The organism is Scrofimicrobium sp. R131, assembly GCF_040256745.1.
GTDB lineage: Bacteria > Actinomycetota > Actinomycetes > Actinomycetales > Actinomycetaceae > Scrofimicrobium > Scrofimicrobium appendicitidis.
The window spans coordinates 426,801-443,946 of sequence record NZ_CP138335.1 but is presented as its reverse complement, the minus strand read 5'-3'; the positions used below and the strand labels follow the sequence as shown (position 1 = coordinate 443,946).

The window sequence follows — 17,146 nt, the reverse complement described above, 5'->3', positions numbered from 1 at the left end:
GAATTGCCGCGGCAGAGGTAGGACCTCAGCACCCGGTTTCCCGGTCTATTTCCGAGCCGGCCCCCCTCATTCCCCCGCCCCACCTCGCGCGCCTCCCGCGGGCGCGACCGGACCCGGGTTGGGTGGCCGAGGGCGGCCTCCTCCCGGGGTGGGGCCGGCGGGGGTCGAGATAGACCCGACTCCCGCCCATTAGGTCCGGTTTGGCTAGTGGCGCCGGTGCTCCCGGTAGTATTCGATCAGGCTCCGAGTGGACGGATCCTGTTCTGCCAGCACCTCCTTGTTGCCCGCAACCGCCGGAAGGATCTGCTGCGCCAGGACTTTGCCCAGCTCCACTCCCCACTGGTCGAAGGAGTCGATCCCCCACACCGCCCCCTGCACAAAAGTGATGTGCTCGTAGAGGGCGATCAGTTCACCGAGTGCCCGCGGGTTCAGCCGGTCCCCCATGATCGAGGTGGTCGGCCGGTTGCCGCCAAACACCCGGGCCGGCGCGATCGTCTCCGGGGTCCCTTCGGCGCGCACCTCGTCGATCGTTTTGCCGAACGCGAGCGCCTTCGTTTGGGCGAAGAAGTTGGAGAGGAACAGTTCGTGCATGTCGTTGTCGCCGTCCCGGAAGTCGTGGGTCGGGTTGGCGAATGCAATGAAGTCGGCCGGGACCAGGCGGGTGCCCTGGTGGATCAGCTGGTAGAAGGCGTGCTGGCCGTTGGTTCCCGGTTCGCCCCAGAAAACTTCCCCCGTGTCGTAGGAAACGGGCGAGCCGTCCCATCGGACCGACTTGCCGTTCGATTCCATCGTCAGCTGCTGCAGGTAGGCCGGGAACCGGTGCAGGTACTGGGAGTAGGGCAGGACCGCATGGGTGTCGGCCCCCAGGAACCCGGTGTACCAGACGTTGATTAGGCCCATCAGCAGCGGCACATTTTCGGCGGCGGGGGCGTTTTGGAAGTGTTGATCCATCGCGTGGAACCCGGCCAGCAGGTCGCGGAAGTTCTCGGGTCCCAGGGCGATCGCCAGCGACAGGCCGACCGCGGAGTCCACCGAGTAGCGCCCGCCAACCCAGTCCCAGAACCCGAACGCGTTCGCCGGGTCGATGCCAAACTCGGCCACCCGGTCGAGCGCGGTCGAAACGGCCACAAAGTGGCGCTCCACCGCCTCGGCCGCATTGGCGTCATCCGTCACCAGGCCGCGCTCACGCAGGCTCCGCAGCAGCCATTCGCGCACAACCCTCGCGTTGGTCAGGGTTTCCAGGGTGGTGAAGGTCTTGGAGGTGACGATGACCAGGGTGGTTTCCGGGTCGAGGCGGGACACCACCTCGCCCGCGTCGTTGGGATCAATGTTAGAGATGAACTCGCAGCTGAGCTCCGGGTCGACGTAGGGGCGCAGCGCCTCGTACACCATAACCGGCCCCAGGTCAGACCCGCCAATCCCAATGTTGACAATGCTGGTCAGCTTCTTCCCGCTGATGCCGGTCACCTGGCCGGACCGGACGCGGTCGGCGAAGTCGTACATCCGATTCAGCACTTCGTGCACGTCCGGAACCACGTTGGCCCCGTCCACCTCCACCACGTCGCCGGCCGGCCGACGCAGCGCCGTATGCAGGACCGCGCGGTTCTCGGTGACGTTGATCCGATCTCCCCGGAACATCCGATCGCGGTGTTCCTCCACCCCGGTCTCGCGGGCCAACTCCAGCAGCGCCGCCACGATCTCCTGGTCAATTAGGTTTTTCGACAGGTCCACCCACAGGTCGGCGGCGGTAAAGCTCCAGGTCCGGGCCCGCTGGGGGTCCGCCTCGAACCAGTGCCGCAGGTCCGGGTAGAAGTCTTCCGCCAACTGATCCAGGTGCGCCCAGGCGGGTGTCCGGGTCGGGTCGGTGGGGGCGGGAATTGGGGCTGAGTTGGTCATGATTCCTCCTTGAAGATGGTCGCTCAGGCTGGGGTAATGGGTTGAAGTTGCGCATCGGCGATGGGAATCTGCCGGACTGGCGACCCCGAGTTTTCCAGGGAGACCACCTCCACCACCGGTTGAAGCATGGACCACCACTGCTGGCGAGGCCGGCGGTTGGGCAGGTCCACGTCCCGGTCCATCTGCTCGATCGGGTGGGCCTCGATGCGCGAAGAGGTCATCCCCACGTACTTGACCTCGATCGAGTTGTGCGCCAGTTCCTCTTCCAGTTGGATCAAAGCCTGGTTGACGAGGCGGGTGGCCAGCAACCGGTCGAAGGGAGTGGGGGCCCCACCCTGTTGGATGTGCCCCAGCGCCGAATGGCGCACGTCGAACAGACCCTGGCCTACCGCCTCGAAGGCGCGGGCCACAAACTTGCGGTCGTAATACTGCGAGGTCTCCTCGTTCATCACCACGAGCAGCAGGCGCCGACCCGCTTCGAACGAACGGCGCAGGCGCTCACCATCGTGACTCAGGCGGTCCAGCGTCAGCGGTTCCTCGTTCAGGTAGATGAACTCGGCACCGGTGGCCAACCCGCTCATCATGGCTAGATAGCCGCACTTGCGGCCCATCGTCTCCGCCACGAAGCAGCGCCTCGACGCGGCTGCGGACTGTTTGATCCGGTCCAGGGCCCACACGTTGTTGTTGAGCGCGGTGTCGGCACCGACGGCCAGTTCGGCCCCGGGCAGATTGTTGTCGATTGAGGCGGGCACCAGCACCAGCGGGATGTTGAAAGCCGGGAACCGTTTCCGCTCCTCCACCATTTCGCGCACGGCCAGGTAGGCTTTGAAGCCGCCAATCACCAGCAGCGCATCGATCCGGTTCCGCTCCAGGGCCCGGCCAATGGCGTAGTAGGACTCCACCGGTGGAACCGCGCGGCGGGTGCCGAGTTCGGCTCCCCCGTCAAAAGCCCAGCCTTCCACGTCCGCCCAGGTCAGCTCGCGCACCCGGTCGTCGGCCAGGCCGGCCCACGACCCGTCCACCCCGAGCATGGTCCACCCGCGATGGATTCCCATCCGGACAGCCGCGCGGGCCGCCGTGTTCATCCCGGGCGCCAGTCCGCCCGCGTGCAGGACAGCCACCCGAATCTCGCGTTCGGGTGCCGGGTCTTCCTGCGGCGGATCCGACAGGACCCGGAAGATGTCGCCCATCGCGTAGAAGGTTCGGCCGCGCGCCTGGCGGGCGCTCTCATAGTCGCCGGCGGTGATCAGTTTGGCCACCGCCCGGGTGTTGGCTACCGCCAGCTCCAGGTCGATCCGGGCCACCCGGTTCTGGCGCACCCCCAGGATGCAGGCCTGTCCGTGGGCGGCGGGGTTCAGCACCTCCTGCACGGCCGCGTAACCGAGCAGAGTGGACATCCACCGGTCATAGGCCGAGGGGGTACCCCCTCGTTGAATGTGCCCCAAGATCGAGATCCGCGGTTCCTCCCCGCGATGCTCGCGCAGGGCCGCAGCCACATCCTCGGTCGTAATCGGATCGCCGTTGGTGTCGCGGGCCCCCTCCGCCACCAAGATGATGGACTCGCGTCGGCCGGCAGCCCGGCCCAGGGTCAGGCGCTCGGCCATCTCGGCCTCCCAGCCGGGGGCCGGCGGGTTTTCGGGCGTGAACACGTAGTCGGCGCCCCCGGCGACAGCCGCCATCAGGGGCAGGTAACCGCACTGGCGTCCCATCACCTCCAAAATGAAGGTGCGCTGGTGGGAGGCAGCGGTTGAGGAAATCTGGTCAATGGCGGTGATGATCCGCTCCAGCGCGGTGTCAGCTCCGATGGTCATATCGGTGCCGACCAGGTCGTTGTCGATCGAGCCGACCAATCCGACCAGGGTCAGTCGCGGGTGATTGGCGGCCACCTCGGCCGAGATCTCGCCGCGCTCAGCCAACTCGGCCACGTGTTGGGGCCATTCGCGTCGGAACTCATCCGCCCCGGACAGCGAGCCGTCCCCACCGATCACGATCAGCCGGTCAATCCCGCGTTCCAGCAGGTTCCGGGCCGCCTGGTTTCGCCCCTCGTAGGTGCGGAACTCGTCGCAGCGGGCCGAGCCGATCACGGTGCCGCCGGTGGCCAGAATCGAGGAGACACTCTGCCAGTTCATCTCGCGGATGGCCTCGCCCCCGCGCAGAGCCCCAATCCAACCCTCCATGATGGCGTAGGGTTGAGCTCCGGCCGCCAACGCCGTCCGAACCACGGCCCGCACGGCCGCGTTCATCCCGGGCGCATCTCCCCCGGAAGTCAGCACTCCGATTCGGGCCGGCTCACCGGTGCGCGGGTCGATTCCTACGATCAGATCGTCACCCATCGATAGACCTTTCTTCTGCTCCCAGGCGGAGCCGAGTAACTCCATCTTCTATTGTGCCCCGCCACACACCAAATATTCGAGGCGCGTGACGGGGCAACTAATGACAATCTGAAATTGAGGTTTTAGGCCAGCTTCTGCTGCAAGTTCTCATCGATCGCGGTCAGGAACTCTTCGGTGGTCAGCCACGGCTGGTCCGGGCCGATCAGCAAAGCTAGGTCCTTGGTCATCTTTCCGCTTTCCACCGTTTCGATGACTACCTGCTCCAGGGTCTGGGCAAACTCGGCCACCGCCGGGGTCTCATCGAGCTTGGCCCGGTGTGCCAAGCCGCGCGTCCAGGCGAAGATCGAAGCGACCGGGTTGGTGGAGGTCGGGTTACCGGCCTGGTGCTGACGGTAGTGGCGCGTCACGGTCCCGTGGGCTGCCTCCGCCTCCATTACCTTGCCGTCCGGGGTCATCAGCACCGAAGTCATCAGGCCCAGCGACCCGAATCCTTGGGCCACGGTGTCGGACTGGACGTCGCCGTCGTAGTTCTTGCACGCCCAGACGTAACCGCCCTCCCACTTGAGCGAGGAGGCCACCATGTCGTCAATCAGCCGGTGCTCGTAGGTGAGGCCGGCCGCCTCGAACTGGTCTTTGAACTCGGCGTCGAAGACTTCCTGGAAGATGTCTTTGAACTGGCCGTCGTAGGCCTTCAGGATCGTATTCTTGGTGGACATGTACACCGGGTAGCCGCGCTGGAGCCCGTAGGCGAAAGATGCCCGGGCAAAGTCGCGAATCGACTCGTTGAAGTTGTACATCCCCATGACGACGCCGCCGTTCTCGGGAATCTCCACCACCTCGTGCACTTCCGGCTCAGAGCCGTCGGCCGGGGTGTAGGTCAGGGTGATGGTGCCCGCCCCGGGGACCTTGAAGTCAGTGGCGCGGTACTGGTCCCCGAAGGCGTGACGGCCGACGATGATCGGCTTGGTCCAGGTGGGAACCAGGCGCGGAATGTTGTCGATGATGATCGGCTCGCGGAAGATGACCCCGCCCAAAATGTTGCGGATCGTTCCGTTGGGCGAGCGCCACATCTTCTTCAGGCCGAACTCTTCCACCCGGGCCTCGTCGGGGGTAATGGTCGCACATTTGACGCCCACCCCGTACTTCTTGACTGCCTCCGCGGCGTCAACGGTCACCTGATCGTCCGTGGCGTCGCGGTTCTGAATCGACAGGTCGTAGTACTTCAGGTCCAGATCCAGGTAGGGGAAGATGAGGCGATCCTTGATGAACTGCCAGATGATTCTGGTCATCTCGTCGCCGTCCAGGTCGACTACCGGTCCAACTACTTTGATTTTTTCCATGCTCACAGCCTCCGTTGGCGCTTCGGGCCAGGTCTTGCGACACGTTCGGGTACGTGCCCCAATAGCATTTTACTCGATGTCGAGATAAATTTTCTGCGATCTGGGGCACTTGCCATTTGGGGCGGCCCCTCGGCTAGCCTACCCTGGTCCTATGAGCCACACTGCTATTACCCAGACCTGGCCCACCGTCCTGTTCGACGTGGACGGAACCCTGGTGGCCTCCGGCGAACTAATCATGGAGTGCTTCCAGGCGGCGCTGGTCGAAATCGGACGCGATCCGCTGACCGACGACCAGATCACCCACGTCGTCGGCCCACCGCTGGGATACTCCTTTTCCCACTTCGCCCAGATCGAGCCCGAACTGATGGACGAGGCAATCCGCGTCTATCGAGCGCTCTACCTGCCGCGGTTTCTGGAGCCGCCCATGTATCCAGGGATTCCCGAGCTGGTGGCCGAGTTGGCCGAGGCCGGGGTTCGGCTCGGGACCGCCACCTCGAAAATGGAGACCATGGCCCAGGCTCAACTCGAGTACCTGGGGCTCGCACCCTACTTTGACGTGATTGCGGGAGCCAGCCCCGACCCGGCCAGCACCAAGTCCCACGTGGTGGCCGACGCCCTCTCCCGGTTGGGAGCGGTGGGGGCCGACCTGGACCGACCGGTGCTGGTGGGCGATCGCCACCACGACGTCGAGGGCGCCACCGACAACAACATTGCCGTGATCGGCGCGGGATGGGGCTACGGCTCGCCCGAGGAGTTCACCGCCCCAGCCGTGGTGGCGGTGGCCGCCCAGGTCGCGGATCTGCGGGATCTGCTGCTGTAGGCTCCCGATGCGGATCGTCGTCGCGCCCGACTCGTTCAAGGGCACCCTCACGGCCGTCGAGGTAGCTGCCGCCATGGCCGATGGGATCGGTAGCGTCTGGCCGAACGCCGAGGTTATTCAACTTCCCCTGGCTGATGGCGGCGAGGGGACCCTGGCGGCCCTGGCTGCCACCGGCACCTACCAGCTGGTGAAAACCACGGTTCCCAACCAGGCGGGATCGCCGGTGGAGGCCCGGTGGGCCTGGGATCCAATCTGGCGGGTCGCCGTGGTCGAATCGGCCCAAGCGGTCGGGTTGGAGCTGGTCCCGGCGGGCCGACGCGACGTCTATTTTCTGAACAGCGCGGGGGTGGGAGAGCTGATCCGGGCCGCCCGCCAGCGGGGAGCCCGCCGGATCGTCCTGACCGTAGGTGGCACCGGGACCATCGACGCGGGCATAGGGATGATGCACGCGCTGGGGCTGCGGTTCCGGGCCGCGGACGGGTCCGAGCTGGACCCGATCCCCAATCAAATGACGAACCTGGCCACGGTGGATAGTTCCGAGTTGGACCCAGACTTGGCCGAGGTGGAGTTTGTCCTGGCGACCGACGTCGACAACCCGCTGGTGGGGGCGGATGGGGCCGCGGCCGAATACGGGCCCCAGAAGGGTCTGCCCGCCGCCAAGATTCCCGCCCTGGATCAGATCCTGGCTCGGATCGCACGCTGCTGCACGGTCGATGGCACCGGCGGGTTAGAGCTGGCTCCCGGCGCGGGGGCCGGTGGGGGCCTGGGATGGGCGGCGCTGAACTTGCTGCGGGCCAGGCGCGTCTCGGGCGCCACCCTGGTGGCTGAGCTGAGCGGTCTGGCCAACGCGATTTCCGGGGCCGACCTGGTCCTAACCGGCGAAGGGCGAGTCGATCAGCAAACTCTGCGAGGAAAGACCGCCCTGCAGGTGGTGGAGCAGGCCAGTGCGGCGGGGGTTCCCAGCTTCGTGATTGGCGGACAGGTGTTGGCCGGGGCCAACCAACTGCTCGCCCGCGGAGCCGCGGCCGTCATTCCCCTCGGCTACCTCAGCCACGCCCGCGGGGCGGAGCTCGACCGCACGGCCGAGCGGATCCGACGCACCACCCGGGATCTTTGTCGAACCCTGGAGGTCGGCCGACGTCTTTAGGCGCTCACGTCCTGCTGGGCCCTCGACTCTTTGACCCGGCCGACCATGTGCACCACCCAGGAGACGGTCACTAGCACCCAGGCCGCCAGCGCCACCCAGATGAAGTCGTAGCCGGCCCACAGGATTCGCGGGGCATCCACCCCGTCCCCCATCGTCATGGACGCGACCGAGTAGACACCCATTGGGAAGACCATCGACCACAGCGGGGTGATGTAGTGCTTGACAGCGACTCGCCGCCAAATCTTCCAGACCACCATCAGTAGCAGCCCGACCACCAACCAGGTGGTGAAGCCCCACAGCATCACCCCGACCCCACTGGCAATTGAATAGGCTGCGGCGGCCACCGGCGTCTGGGAGTTCATGTTCATGATCCGGCCCGAAGCCAGAGCGGAAATCGCCAGCGCGCCCATAACCACCCAGTAGGAGGGGGTCAGGTCGGTGGGGTTCAGCCCCCACCGGAAGATTCGTTGGACCAGCCCGGTCCCCACCATCACGTACAGTCCCAACCCGGTCGACCAGGCCACCACGGTGATGGCAGCCACCACCGTCTCGAACACATCTAGGTGCGGCTGAATGGTTGCCCCCAGCACCGCGACCGACTGGGTGGCCACCACCCAGACAAACCAGGTCCCATCGATGTAATCGCTGAGGAAGCGCCCTCCCCCTTCCGGGGTGGTGAACATGGCGCGCTGCCGCTCATCTTTTGGCAGCGGCCGAACCAGGATCCCCCAGGGAATGGCGTAGCCGGCCACGGCCCACAAGCACAGGGCCACGATCCACAAACCGATGGCCACCTCGAGAATTCCCCCCACCGCAAAGCGAGTACCCACCACCGAGGTGGCGGCAATCACGGTGAAGAAACCGAAGGCCTGGTTCGGGTCTTTTAGGGCCCGGCGGACTGACTCGGTTGCGACGAAGGCCCGCACGACCACCAGCGTCGTCAGCCAGAGCCAACCGACCGCGGCAATGACCCAGAGCGCCAGCGAAATCAGGTGCTGGTTGACCAGTTCCATCCCCACCGAAATGATGCCGGTCGCCATCACGAATGCGTGCACCCCGGTGGGCATGGTTTCAATGTAGGCGCGCAACCGCCGCTGCGGGGGTGAGGGTTCTGGCGACATCGGCGGGATCCTCGCTCTCTGGTCCAAGGCCAACAGGCAACGCCATCATGGTAAAGCCTGACTGCACCTCACCGGGAAAGCATGCGCCGAAACGTGGGCTAGTCGACAACCCCGTACAGGCGGTCCCCAGCGTCACCCAGACCGGGCACGATGTAGTTGTTCTCGTTGAGTTCGGGGTCGATCCCCGCCACCACCACTCGGACCTGAGCGCGGTGCCCAACGCCCCGCTCGACGGTTTCGAGGCCCGGCTTGGCCGCCAAAATGCTGACCACGGTCACGTCCTTGGCCCCGCGCTTGAGGAGGTACTCAATCGCTTCGACCACGGTCGACCCGGTGGCGAGCATCGGGTCCAGCACGAACACCTGCCGGCCGGAAATATCGTCGGGCAGCCGCTCCGCGTAGGTGTCGATTTCCAGGGTTTCGTCGTTTCGGACCATCCCGAGGAACCCAACTTCCGCGGTGGGGAGCAGGCGCAGCATCCCCTCCAGCATCCCCAGGCCGGCCCGCAGCACCGGCACCACCATCGGCCGCGGTTCCGCCAGTCCCAGCCCCTCGGTCGGCGCCACCGGAGTTTCAATCTGAACCGGCACTACCGAGACCTCGCGGGTCGCCTCGTACGCCAGCAAAGTAACCAGCTCATCCACCAGGTGGCGGAACTGGCTGGGAGTGGTGTTCTTGTCGCGGAGCACGGTCAGCTTGTGCGAGACCAGCGGGTGATTCGTGTGAATGATTTCCATGAGTCTCAGCTTATCCTGTCAAGGCTGGCGCCCCGGCAAAATGCGGTGCCGGCTCTGGTCGAGGAGGTATTCGCGAGGCGGTGTTCGCGAGGCGATTAGGCCCGGGCAGCGTAGGTTTCCAGGGCATGGCGCACCTGACCCTGCAGCAGGAACTCAATTTCTGGCACCAGCTCACTCGGGTCGGCCTCCATGTCGGAGGCCAGCCAGTACATGCAGTACCCGAGCACCACCAGGGCAAAGTGTCTGATCACTCGCTCCTGGTCAGCGGCACTGACCGTGAGATCACCGCGAAGTTCAGCGACGATGGCCTCCATCATTTGGTGGAACTGGCCGTACAGGAACCGCTCCAACTCGTGGTGGCCGAGGGAATGAATCACCGCGTAGACACCGGTCCGGTGCTCACGCATGTAGGTGAGCAGCTGCTGGTAGCCTTCTGCCCACCGGTCGTACGAGGCGTGGGACATGATGTGGTCGGCCACCTCGGTTTCAAACACCCAGACGGCCAGGTCGTAGACGTCGACAAAGTGGTAGTAGAACGCCTGGCGGGTTAGGCCCACCTGTTTGGTCAAGCCGGTCACCGTGACCTTGGACAGCGCCATCACCTGCAACTGGTCCTTTAGGGCTTCGGCCAACAGCTCCTTCGCGCCCCGATCCCCACTCACACCCACCGCGCTCCTTTCGGGACCTCAGACCCAACCGACTGTCCGGCCGAGCAGCCTGTTCTGGCTTCAACCGGGCTGTTTTAGACACTTGGACAGAAGTGTCCATGGTGACAGCTCTAGGCCCAAATCTACCGTGGGAGACAAGGTAATTGTCCCGTAGAAAGGCAAAGGCGCATGTTCCTGTTTGATTCGATTCCCTGGTATTCCTGGGCGGCTTGGTTCGTCGTGTTGGGGGCCCTGATTGGCCTGAACGAGCTGACCCGCCGGTCCAAAGCCGGAGGCCTCCTCTTTTTCGTGGCCCTGCCCATCATTTTGACCATTTTCGTTTGGCCCAACACCGCGACCGGTTCCACCGGCACCTGGTTCCACTGGGTGAAGGTGTACTCGGCCCTGGCCGGGTGCCTGGGCTTCATGCTGATTCGCTACTCACCCAAGGTGGCGGCCAAACGGGCCGCGCTGATTTTCCCGCCCGCCATTTTGGCGATCAACATCATGGAAGCCTGCATTCGAGACTTCCAGGTGGGCGCGATGAATGCCGACGGCATCGTCGATGGGGTGTACATGCTTTCCGGTCCGTGGAACTGGATGAACGGCATTGCCGGCCTGATCAATCTGATCACCATCTGCGGCTGGTTCGGGATCTTCATCTCCCGCGGCAAATCGAAAGACATGATCTGGCCCGACATGCTTTGGTTCTGGGTGATCGCCTACGACCTGTGGAACTTCGCCTACGTTTACAACTGCGTGGGTGACCACTCGTTCTACGCCGGGGCAGCGCTGCTGATCTCCTGCACGATCCCCGCGTTCCTGATCAAGAAGGGCGCTTGGCTCCAGCACCGAGCCCACACCCTGGCCCTGTGGATGATGTTCACCATGGCGGTGCCGTCCTTCGTCACCACCTCGAAGTTCTCGGTCGCGGCTTCGGGCGATCCGGCAGCGCTGTTCACCGTCTCCCTGATTGCCCTGAGCGCTAACATTGCCGTTCTGATCTACCAGCTCTACACCGTCGTGAAGTACCGGCTGAACCCGCTGCGCGACGAGCTGTACACCCGCCTCCCCCAGCACCGGGAAGTGGTCGAAGCCAATGCCCCGCTTCACTCGGAGACGCCGGCTGAGCCGCTAGCCACCCCCGTCAGTTCGCGCTAACAGACGCAAACCCGTCGGCCTGGCCAATGACCTCCAGCGTGTGGTCAACGGTCAGGCCGTAGGTCTGCTTCAGGAAGTCGATCGTACCCACCTGGCCAAACTGATCGTTGACGCCAATTCGGCGGAGGGGAACGCCCAGTCCCGCAGTTGCCAGCACCTCGGCCACGATCCCGCCTAGCCCGCCGTAGACGCTGTGGTTCTCCATCGTCACCACCAGTTGCTTTCCGGCCGCCACCGAGAGGAGCAGTTCCTCATCAAATGGTTTGAGCGTGAACATGTCCACCACGGCTGCCCCGACCCCGCGCTCAGCCAAAGCTTCCCGCACGGCGAGCGCCTCCCCGAGCAGGTCTCCGGCCGCCACCAGCACGAGGTCAGCCCCGTCCGCCAGCAGGTTTCCACGCCCAATCTCGAAGGTCGATCCCGCCTGGTAAATCTGCGCGACCTTCTTGCGTGCGGCCCGCACGTAGTGCACCCGAGGACGCTCAGCCAACTGGCGAACCAACCAGGCGAACTGGACCGGGTCCGCGGGGTGGTACACCTCCATTTCGGGTATGGCCCTCATGAGCGAGACATCCTCGTAGCTGGAGTGGGTTCCCCCGTTGTGTTCTGCGCAGACCCCCGGGTCGGAGGCGTAGATGGTGAAGCTGTTGCGCGCGTAGGCGCCCTCCAGGTACACCTGGTCGGCCGCTCGGCGCGAGGCAAACGGAGCGAACGTGTGGACGAACGGAACGAAGCCGCGCAGGGACAGGCCCCCGGCCATCCCCATCATGTTCGCTTCCGAGATGCCCACGTTGAAGTAGCGGCCCGGGTGACTGCGCCCAATTGTTGTGAGCGTGCCCGAGGCGGAACCCAGATCGGCTTCCAGCATCACGACCCGGTCATTGGCCTCCATCAGTTCGCTGACGGTTTGACAGAAGGCTTGGCGCATCTCCTGTTGAGCTGGGCCGTGCTCATCCGCAAGTTCCCACCGGCTCATTTTCCCTCCAGTTCCGCAATCGTCTGATCCAACTCGGCCAGGGCAGCCTCTGCGGCCTGGTAGTCCGCGGCCCCAAACCGGACCGAATGGTTCTCCACCAAATCCTCGAAGTAGCGGATTCCCTGGCCCTTGACGGTATCCAGGACGATGGCCCGAGCCCGGCCCCTGACCTCCCGGGCCCGCTCGGTGGCATCCCAGATAGCGCTCACATCGGCACCATCCACCAGCTGGGTGTAGAACCCGAAGGCTTCCATCTTCGCCGCAATATCGAATGGCTTGATGATTCCTTCCACAAACCCATCTAACTGTCGCTTGTTGTGGTCAATATAGACGATCAGGTTGTCGAGCGGGCGCGACGCGATGAACTGGAATGCTTCCCAGCACTGGCCCTCGTTTAGTTCCCCATCCCCTGCGATCAGGAAAACCTGCTGGTCCGTCCCCTCCAGTTGCAGTCCCAGAGCAATGCCGGCCGCCACCGAAATCCCCTGCCCAAGCGAGCCGGTGGTGGCGTCCACCCCCGGCGTCTTGAGCCGGTCCGGGTGTGATGGCAACCTGGTGCCATTGTCGTTGAGGGTGGTCAGCCAGTCGGTTGGAAAGTACCCTGCCAGCGCCAGCGTGCTGTAAAGCGCGGGACCTGAGTGCCCCTTTGACAGGACCACGTAGTCGCGGCCCGACCAGTCAGGCTGGGAGGGGCGGTAACGGACCTGGCCGCCGTAGAGGACAGCCAACACCTCGACGATGGACATCGAACCACCGACGTGACCGTAGGTTCGATCAACCAGGGTTGCCAGTACGCTGCGCCTAATTCGAGCCGCCTGAAGGGTTAATTCCTTGATTGGTGCCACCCTCATTTTGCCCCCTTTGAGGTCAATATCGGTTCCAGCAGAATCACTCATATTTTTCCAGGTGAATTGACTCTATAGCAGACGCAACCACCTGCATAGGCCCGGTATCCTGAAGGGGACCAAACCAGGAGGATCCATGATTCAGATCGAGATATGCGTCGAAGAAGCAACCGATTCACGCCTTGCCGCCGAGGCCGGGGCGGACCGAATCGAACTGTGCCGCGAGCTCTGGTGCGGCGGACTCACCCCCACCGACGAAGATTTGCGGGTTGCCCTTGAAGGGGCCCCCGCCGGCGGAATCAGGATCCTGGTGCGGGAACGACCCGAAGGGTTTGCGCTCACAACCGACGAGGTGGACGGGCTGGTGGAACGCATTGAGCACCTGCGCCACCTCTCCGAAACCGCCGAGGTTCCGGTCGGGTTCGTGGTCGGTTCCATTACCGCTGAAGAGGGCGGTGAAATTGACTTGGAGGCGGCCCGGAGGTTTCGGGTGGCGGCCGGGGATCGACCGCTCGTGTTCCACCGCGCCTTCGACGAGGTCGCAGACCAGCACCGGGCCCTGGACCAACTGATTGAGCTGGGCTACACCGGCGTGCTGACCACCGGCGGACACCAGGTGGCCGACCCGGAGTCGCTCCGAGCTCTGGTCAAGCAGGCCGACGGCCGGATCGCAATCATTGCTTCGGGTGGCGTTCGCGCTCACAACGTCGTCGAGATCCTCCAGCAGACCGGCGCCCCGGAAGTACACATGCGCGCTCCCCTGCCGGACTCGACTAAGTCCGATCCGCAGCTAATGCAGGAGATCGTCGGGCGCGTCCGGGCGGAACTCTAGGCTTCGCGATACAGCGCCTCAATGGCGCCGTAGGACTGGGAGGCTCCGGGCCGGGTGACCGACTGGGCAGCGGCCAAGCTGGCTCGGCGGGCCGCCTCCCGGAGGTCCTGGCCGTGGCAGAGTTCAGCGGCCAGCACGCCAACAAAAGCGTCACCGGCTCCGGTGGTGTCCACTACCTCGGCTACCTCTGTGGGGGCAATTTCCTCGGTGCCCTCCTGATCAGCGACCACTGAGCCCTGGGCTCCCAAGGTGATGATCACCGACCGCGAGCGGGCCAGTAACTCCCGGGCCCGTTCCGCCGCTTCGGCCCGCGAACTCGGCGGGGTGACACCGAGAATCAACCCGGCTTCAAACTCGTTGACGACCAGCGGATCGGCCAGAGCCAGGAGGCGCTCCGGCACCTCCGCAGCCGGGGCCAGGTTGAACACCGTTCTGCCCCCGCGCGCGCCCATCAGCTCCGCCGCTGCCAGCGAGGTGGCAAACGGGATCTCCCCCTGCAGCACCAACACCCTCGGGTCGGGCAGTGCGGCAAATGCCTGCTGCACCTGGACTTCGGACACCTGGGAGTTTGCGGCCGGCACCACCACAATCTGGTTGCCACCGTTAGCGCTCACCAAGATGTGTGCGGTACCGGTGGCCACCTCGTCCAGACTGGGGGTCAGGTCAACGTCAACTCCCCGTTCCCGCATCGCTGCCAGCAGTTGGGTGCCGGATCCATCGGCCCCCACCGCCCCCAGAAAATGGGTCCTGGTCCCGGTGGCACCGCAGGCACAGGCCTGATTTAGGCCTTTGCCACCCGGCAGGTAGACCACGTCTTCCCCCAGGATGGTTTCCCCCAGTTTCGGGAGTCGATCAACTCGAACCACGATGTCCTGGTTGGCGGAGCCGACGACGAGGACTTCCTGCTGGTTCACCTACACCTCCGATGGGTCTGTGCGCGCTAACCAATTGATCAGCGCTCCGAAAAGTTGGCCGTACCCGGCCCAGACCATGAACTCGGCTGAGGCCCAGTGCGGAGAGATATCCGAAGCGTAGGCCGCGGCCCGTCCCTGTCCATACTCCCACACTGTCAGGAGCGGATCCTCCCCAATGCGAACCAGAACTTCGGCTTCAGGCTTGGCTCGGAGCTGTTGGTAGCCCAACAGTGGCGGCCACACCCGGTCCAACCCGGCCACAATCGGGTGGGCGGAGTCCTGGACCTCGCCCCGGGAGCCCTCCGGGGTTTCGACTCGGTCATCCCATCGGAACAGGTTGACCGGAAGTACCTCCTCGATGGCGGTGCCAGCGTAGTTGGCTTTCGCCTGGAAACCCTGGAAACTGAGGTAACCGCCTGCCATCAGGAGGGAGCCCCCGGCCCGGACCCAGTCGCGCAGCAGGTGAAGCCGATTCGGTGCCGTCTTCCCCTCGGCAAACACCCGGGGGGACAAGAGCAGAGAGTTGGCGCCAATGTCGGACAGGATGACTACCTCAAACCGGTCCAACTCAGCCTGCTCCTGGGGGAACAGGTCGGCCACGTCGTGGGAACGAAGATGCGTGACCTGGTGGCCGCGCTCAGAGAGAGCAGCCAATAGTTCCGTGCACCCAATCTGCAACTGGGTGTGAGGAAACGGATCGAAGCCCTTATGGTCGGTGGCCGAGTTGATCCACGATTCACCCGCCAGCAGTACTCGTGCCATGTTTCCCTCTCAGTACGCCAGGCCGCGCGGCTGCGGTCCCAGGGGGATTTCTGGAGCTACCGGAAGCTGAAAGCCATTGTCTCGGTATGCTTCGTAGTCGAAGTTCTCGCACTCCTCGAATCCGAGCTGGTGATACTCGTAGAACCCTTCCCAGTCTTCGTATCCGTCTCCCAGCTTGCTCTCCAGGAAGGCATCGGCCATCGCCATCCCCAGCGGCGGCGCGACAAAGAACGCTCCCATTGCCAGCACGTTGCAGTTGTTGGCGGTGGCCGCCCGCTTGGCAGCAGGCAGGCTCTCAGCTACGGCCGCATGAACGTGAGGACACTTTGAAGCCGCCACGTGGATGCCCATGCCGGTGCCGCAAAACAGCAGCCCCTTGGCGAAGTTTCCCTCGGATATCTGGGCTCCCACCTGGAAACCCACACGATGGTACATATCGGAATGGTCCAGATCTGGCGTCAGATCTACCACTTCCCAGCCGCGCTCCTGAAGGTGCTCCTTGACCGCCTCTTTGAGGGGAAACCCGGCGAAGTCGGCACCTAGGACAACACGCTTCTCATTGGAATTACTCACTGCTTACCCTTTCTTTTCGGCGTAGCTTCTTCAGGACCCCATCCTCTGAGAAGTGGTCCATCACAATCACAATCAGGAGGGCGGAACCCCAAATCAACGGCCGGTAGAAGCTGCTGATGCTCGGGAACATATTCAGCCCCGAGGACAGAATCTGCAGGGTAAACACCGACAGCAGCACCCCGATGATTCGCCCACTTCCACCGTTTGGATTCACTCCACCGAGGACCACAATCAAAATGGTCAGCAGGGTGTAGGTCGACCCGTAATCGGCCTTGGCCGAGTTGTAGTTGGCCAGCATCACCAGCCCGCCAGCTGCGGCCGTCATCCCGGAGATGGTGTACGTCTTCAGCAGCAGGGCAGTCGTATGTAACCCCGAGAGATTTGCAGCTTTCGGGTTGGTCCCCAACAGCCGCAACTTGATGCCGTAGGTGGTCTTCGTCAGCAGGAAGGCAATGATTACCGCCACCAGCAAAAAGACAATCAGCGGCACCGGGATCACGCCGAAAGCCTTCCCGGCAAAGATCTGGCCGTACTGGGTTGGCAGCCCGCTCACGGGTTTGCCGCCGGTGATAATGACGGCGATTCCGGTGAACAACTCCAGCGTTCCGAGTGTGACCAGAATGGGCGGGATCCCCACCTTGGAAACCAGGTACCCGTTGAATGCTCCCGCCAACGCCCCCGCCGCCAAAGCGAAGATGATGGCCGCCAGGATGGCCACGGTAGCCTGTCCCCCACTGGCATCTACCGGGGCCAGGGACAGCATGATCACCGCGGCACCAATTGAGGTCATGTTGGCAATCCCCACCACCGAGAGGTCAATACCTCCGGTGATCATGGTTAGCATGACTCCGAGTGCCATCAGGCCAAACTCGGGGAACTGGAATGCCATAGCCTGCCAGGTCCGCATTTGCAGGAACCCGTCGGGCTTGGCGATCGCAAAGAACAGGAAGACAACCAGCAGGAACCCAAGCAAACGATAGGTGTGGGCATCTCGGCGCAGACTCTTCGTGAAGGACTCTTTCGCAGCTTCTAGTTTCATGGT

16 protein-coding genes are annotated in these 17,146 nt (G+C 64.1%); 4 read left to right on the top strand and 12 right to left on the bottom strand.

Going from position 1 to position 17,146, the window contains the following annotated elements; translation table 11 throughout:
- Window positions 1-204: 204 nt before the first annotated feature.
- From pgi to SAC06_RS02135, 3 genes are all read right to left on the bottom strand, one after another.
- Entirely contained in the window at window positions 205-1,896 is a 1,692-nt protein-coding gene (gene pgi, locus SAC06_RS02145; protein WP_350258571.1) for a glucose-6-phosphate isomerase, read from the bottom strand.
- A gap of 23 nt (window positions 1,897-1,919) precedes the next feature.
- Entirely contained in the window at window positions 1,920-4,229 is a 2,310-nt protein-coding gene (locus SAC06_RS02140) for a 6-phosphofructokinase (RefSeq protein WP_350258570.1), read from the bottom strand.
- A 122-nt stretch (window positions 4,230-4,351) separates the two neighbouring features.
- A complete protein-coding gene (locus tag SAC06_RS02135) occupies window positions 4,352-5,569 on the bottom strand; it encodes an NADP-dependent isocitrate dehydrogenase (RefSeq protein WP_350258569.1) in 1,218 nt (405 codons plus the stop codon).
- Window positions 5,570-5,720: 151 nt separating this feature from the next.
- Between SAC06_RS02135 and SAC06_RS02130 the strand changes: the two genes are divergently transcribed.
- Window positions 5,721-6,389 carry an HAD hydrolase-like protein gene (locus SAC06_RS02130; protein WP_350258568.1) on the top strand — a complete coding sequence of 223 codons (669 nt, stop codon included), beginning with the start codon at window positions 5,721-5,723 and terminating at the stop codon, window positions 6,387-6,389.
- Window positions 6,390-6,396: 7 nt separating this feature from the next.
- The gene (locus SAC06_RS02125; RefSeq protein ID WP_350258567.1) at window positions 6,397-7,536 is read left to right on the top strand and encodes a glycerate kinase; all 1,140 of its coding nucleotides are present in this window, start codon (window positions 6,397-6,399) and stop codon (window positions 7,534-7,536) included.
- Here SAC06_RS02125 and SAC06_RS02120 read toward each other — a convergent pair.
- The 3 genes from SAC06_RS02120 to SAC06_RS02110 all read right to left on the bottom strand — a co-directional run bounded on the left by SAC06_RS02120 (window position 7,533) and on the right by SAC06_RS02110 (window position 10,056).
- Entirely contained in the window at window positions 7,533-8,657 is a 1,125-nt protein-coding gene (locus SAC06_RS02120) for a tellurite resistance/C4-dicarboxylate transporter family protein (protein ID WP_350258566.1), read from the bottom strand. The two genes, SAC06_RS02125 and SAC06_RS02120, sit on opposite strands and share 4 nt — an antisense overlap.
- A gap of 98 nt (window positions 8,658-8,755) precedes the next feature.
- Complete coding sequence (gene upp, locus SAC06_RS02115; RefSeq protein WP_350258565.1) at window positions 8,756-9,394, bottom strand: uracil phosphoribosyltransferase; 639 nt, start codon at window positions 9,392-9,394, stop codon at window positions 8,756-8,758.
- Between the two features lie 95 nt (window positions 9,395-9,489).
- Window positions 9,490-10,056 (bottom strand): TetR-like C-terminal domain-containing protein, encoded by a 567-nt coding sequence (locus tag SAC06_RS02110; protein WP_350258564.1) that lies wholly within the window; start codon window positions 10,054-10,056, stop codon window positions 9,490-9,492.
- A gap of 174 nt (window positions 10,057-10,230) precedes the next feature.
- Between SAC06_RS02110 and SAC06_RS02105 the strand changes: the two genes are divergently transcribed.
- Window positions 10,231-11,202: a DUF5692 family protein gene (locus tag SAC06_RS02105; RefSeq protein WP_350258563.1), complete on the top strand. Its 972-nt coding sequence runs from the start codon at window positions 10,231-10,233 to the stop codon at window positions 11,200-11,202.
- On the opposite strand, the gene SAC06_RS02100 is transcribed toward SAC06_RS02105, so the two are convergent.
- Entirely contained in the window at window positions 11,189-12,178 is a 990-nt protein-coding gene (locus SAC06_RS02100) for a transketolase family protein (protein ID WP_350258562.1), read from the bottom strand. The genes SAC06_RS02105 and SAC06_RS02100 overlap by 14 nt on opposite strands.
- Window positions 12,175-13,029 (bottom strand): transketolase, encoded by an 855-nt coding sequence (locus SAC06_RS02095; protein ID WP_350258561.1) that lies wholly within the window; start codon window positions 13,027-13,029, stop codon window positions 12,175-12,177. The genes SAC06_RS02100 and SAC06_RS02095 overlap by 4 nt, the downstream gene beginning before the upstream one ends.
- Before the next feature lie 130 nt (window positions 13,030-13,159).
- Here SAC06_RS02095 and SAC06_RS02090 point away from each other — a divergent pair, with 130 nt between their 5' ends.
- Window positions 13,160-13,855: a copper homeostasis protein CutC gene (locus tag SAC06_RS02090; RefSeq protein WP_350258560.1), complete on the top strand. Its 696-nt coding sequence runs from the start codon at window positions 13,160-13,162 to the stop codon at window positions 13,853-13,855.
- On the opposite strand, the gene SAC06_RS02085 is transcribed toward SAC06_RS02090, so the two are convergent.
- Genes SAC06_RS02085 through SAC06_RS02070 form a run of 4 tightly spaced genes read right to left on the bottom strand, consistent with a single transcriptional unit; the run spans window position 13,852 to window position 17,143 of the window.
- A complete protein-coding gene (locus SAC06_RS02085; RefSeq protein WP_350258559.1) occupies window positions 13,852-14,769 on the bottom strand; it encodes a ribokinase in 918 nt (305 codons plus the stop codon). The two genes, SAC06_RS02090 and SAC06_RS02085, sit on opposite strands and share 4 nt — an antisense overlap.
- Complete coding sequence (locus SAC06_RS02080) at window positions 14,770-15,531, bottom strand: glutamine amidotransferase (protein WP_350258558.1); 762 nt, start codon at window positions 15,529-15,531, stop codon at window positions 14,770-14,772. It lies immediately after the preceding gene.
- 9 nt (window positions 15,532-15,540) lie between these two features.
- Window positions 15,541-16,104 carry an RpiB/LacA/LacB family sugar-phosphate isomerase gene (locus SAC06_RS02075; protein ID WP_350258557.1) on the bottom strand — a complete coding sequence of 188 codons (564 nt, stop codon included), beginning with the start codon at window positions 16,102-16,104 and terminating at the stop codon, window positions 15,541-15,543.
- The gene (locus SAC06_RS02070; RefSeq protein ID WP_350258556.1) at window positions 16,097-17,143 is read right to left on the bottom strand and encodes an ABC transporter permease; all 1,047 of its coding nucleotides are present in this window, start codon (window positions 17,141-17,143) and stop codon (window positions 16,097-16,099) included. Before SAC06_RS02070 ends, SAC06_RS02075 begins: the two co-directional genes overlap by 8 nt.
- Window positions 17,144-17,146: the final 3 nt, after the last annotated feature.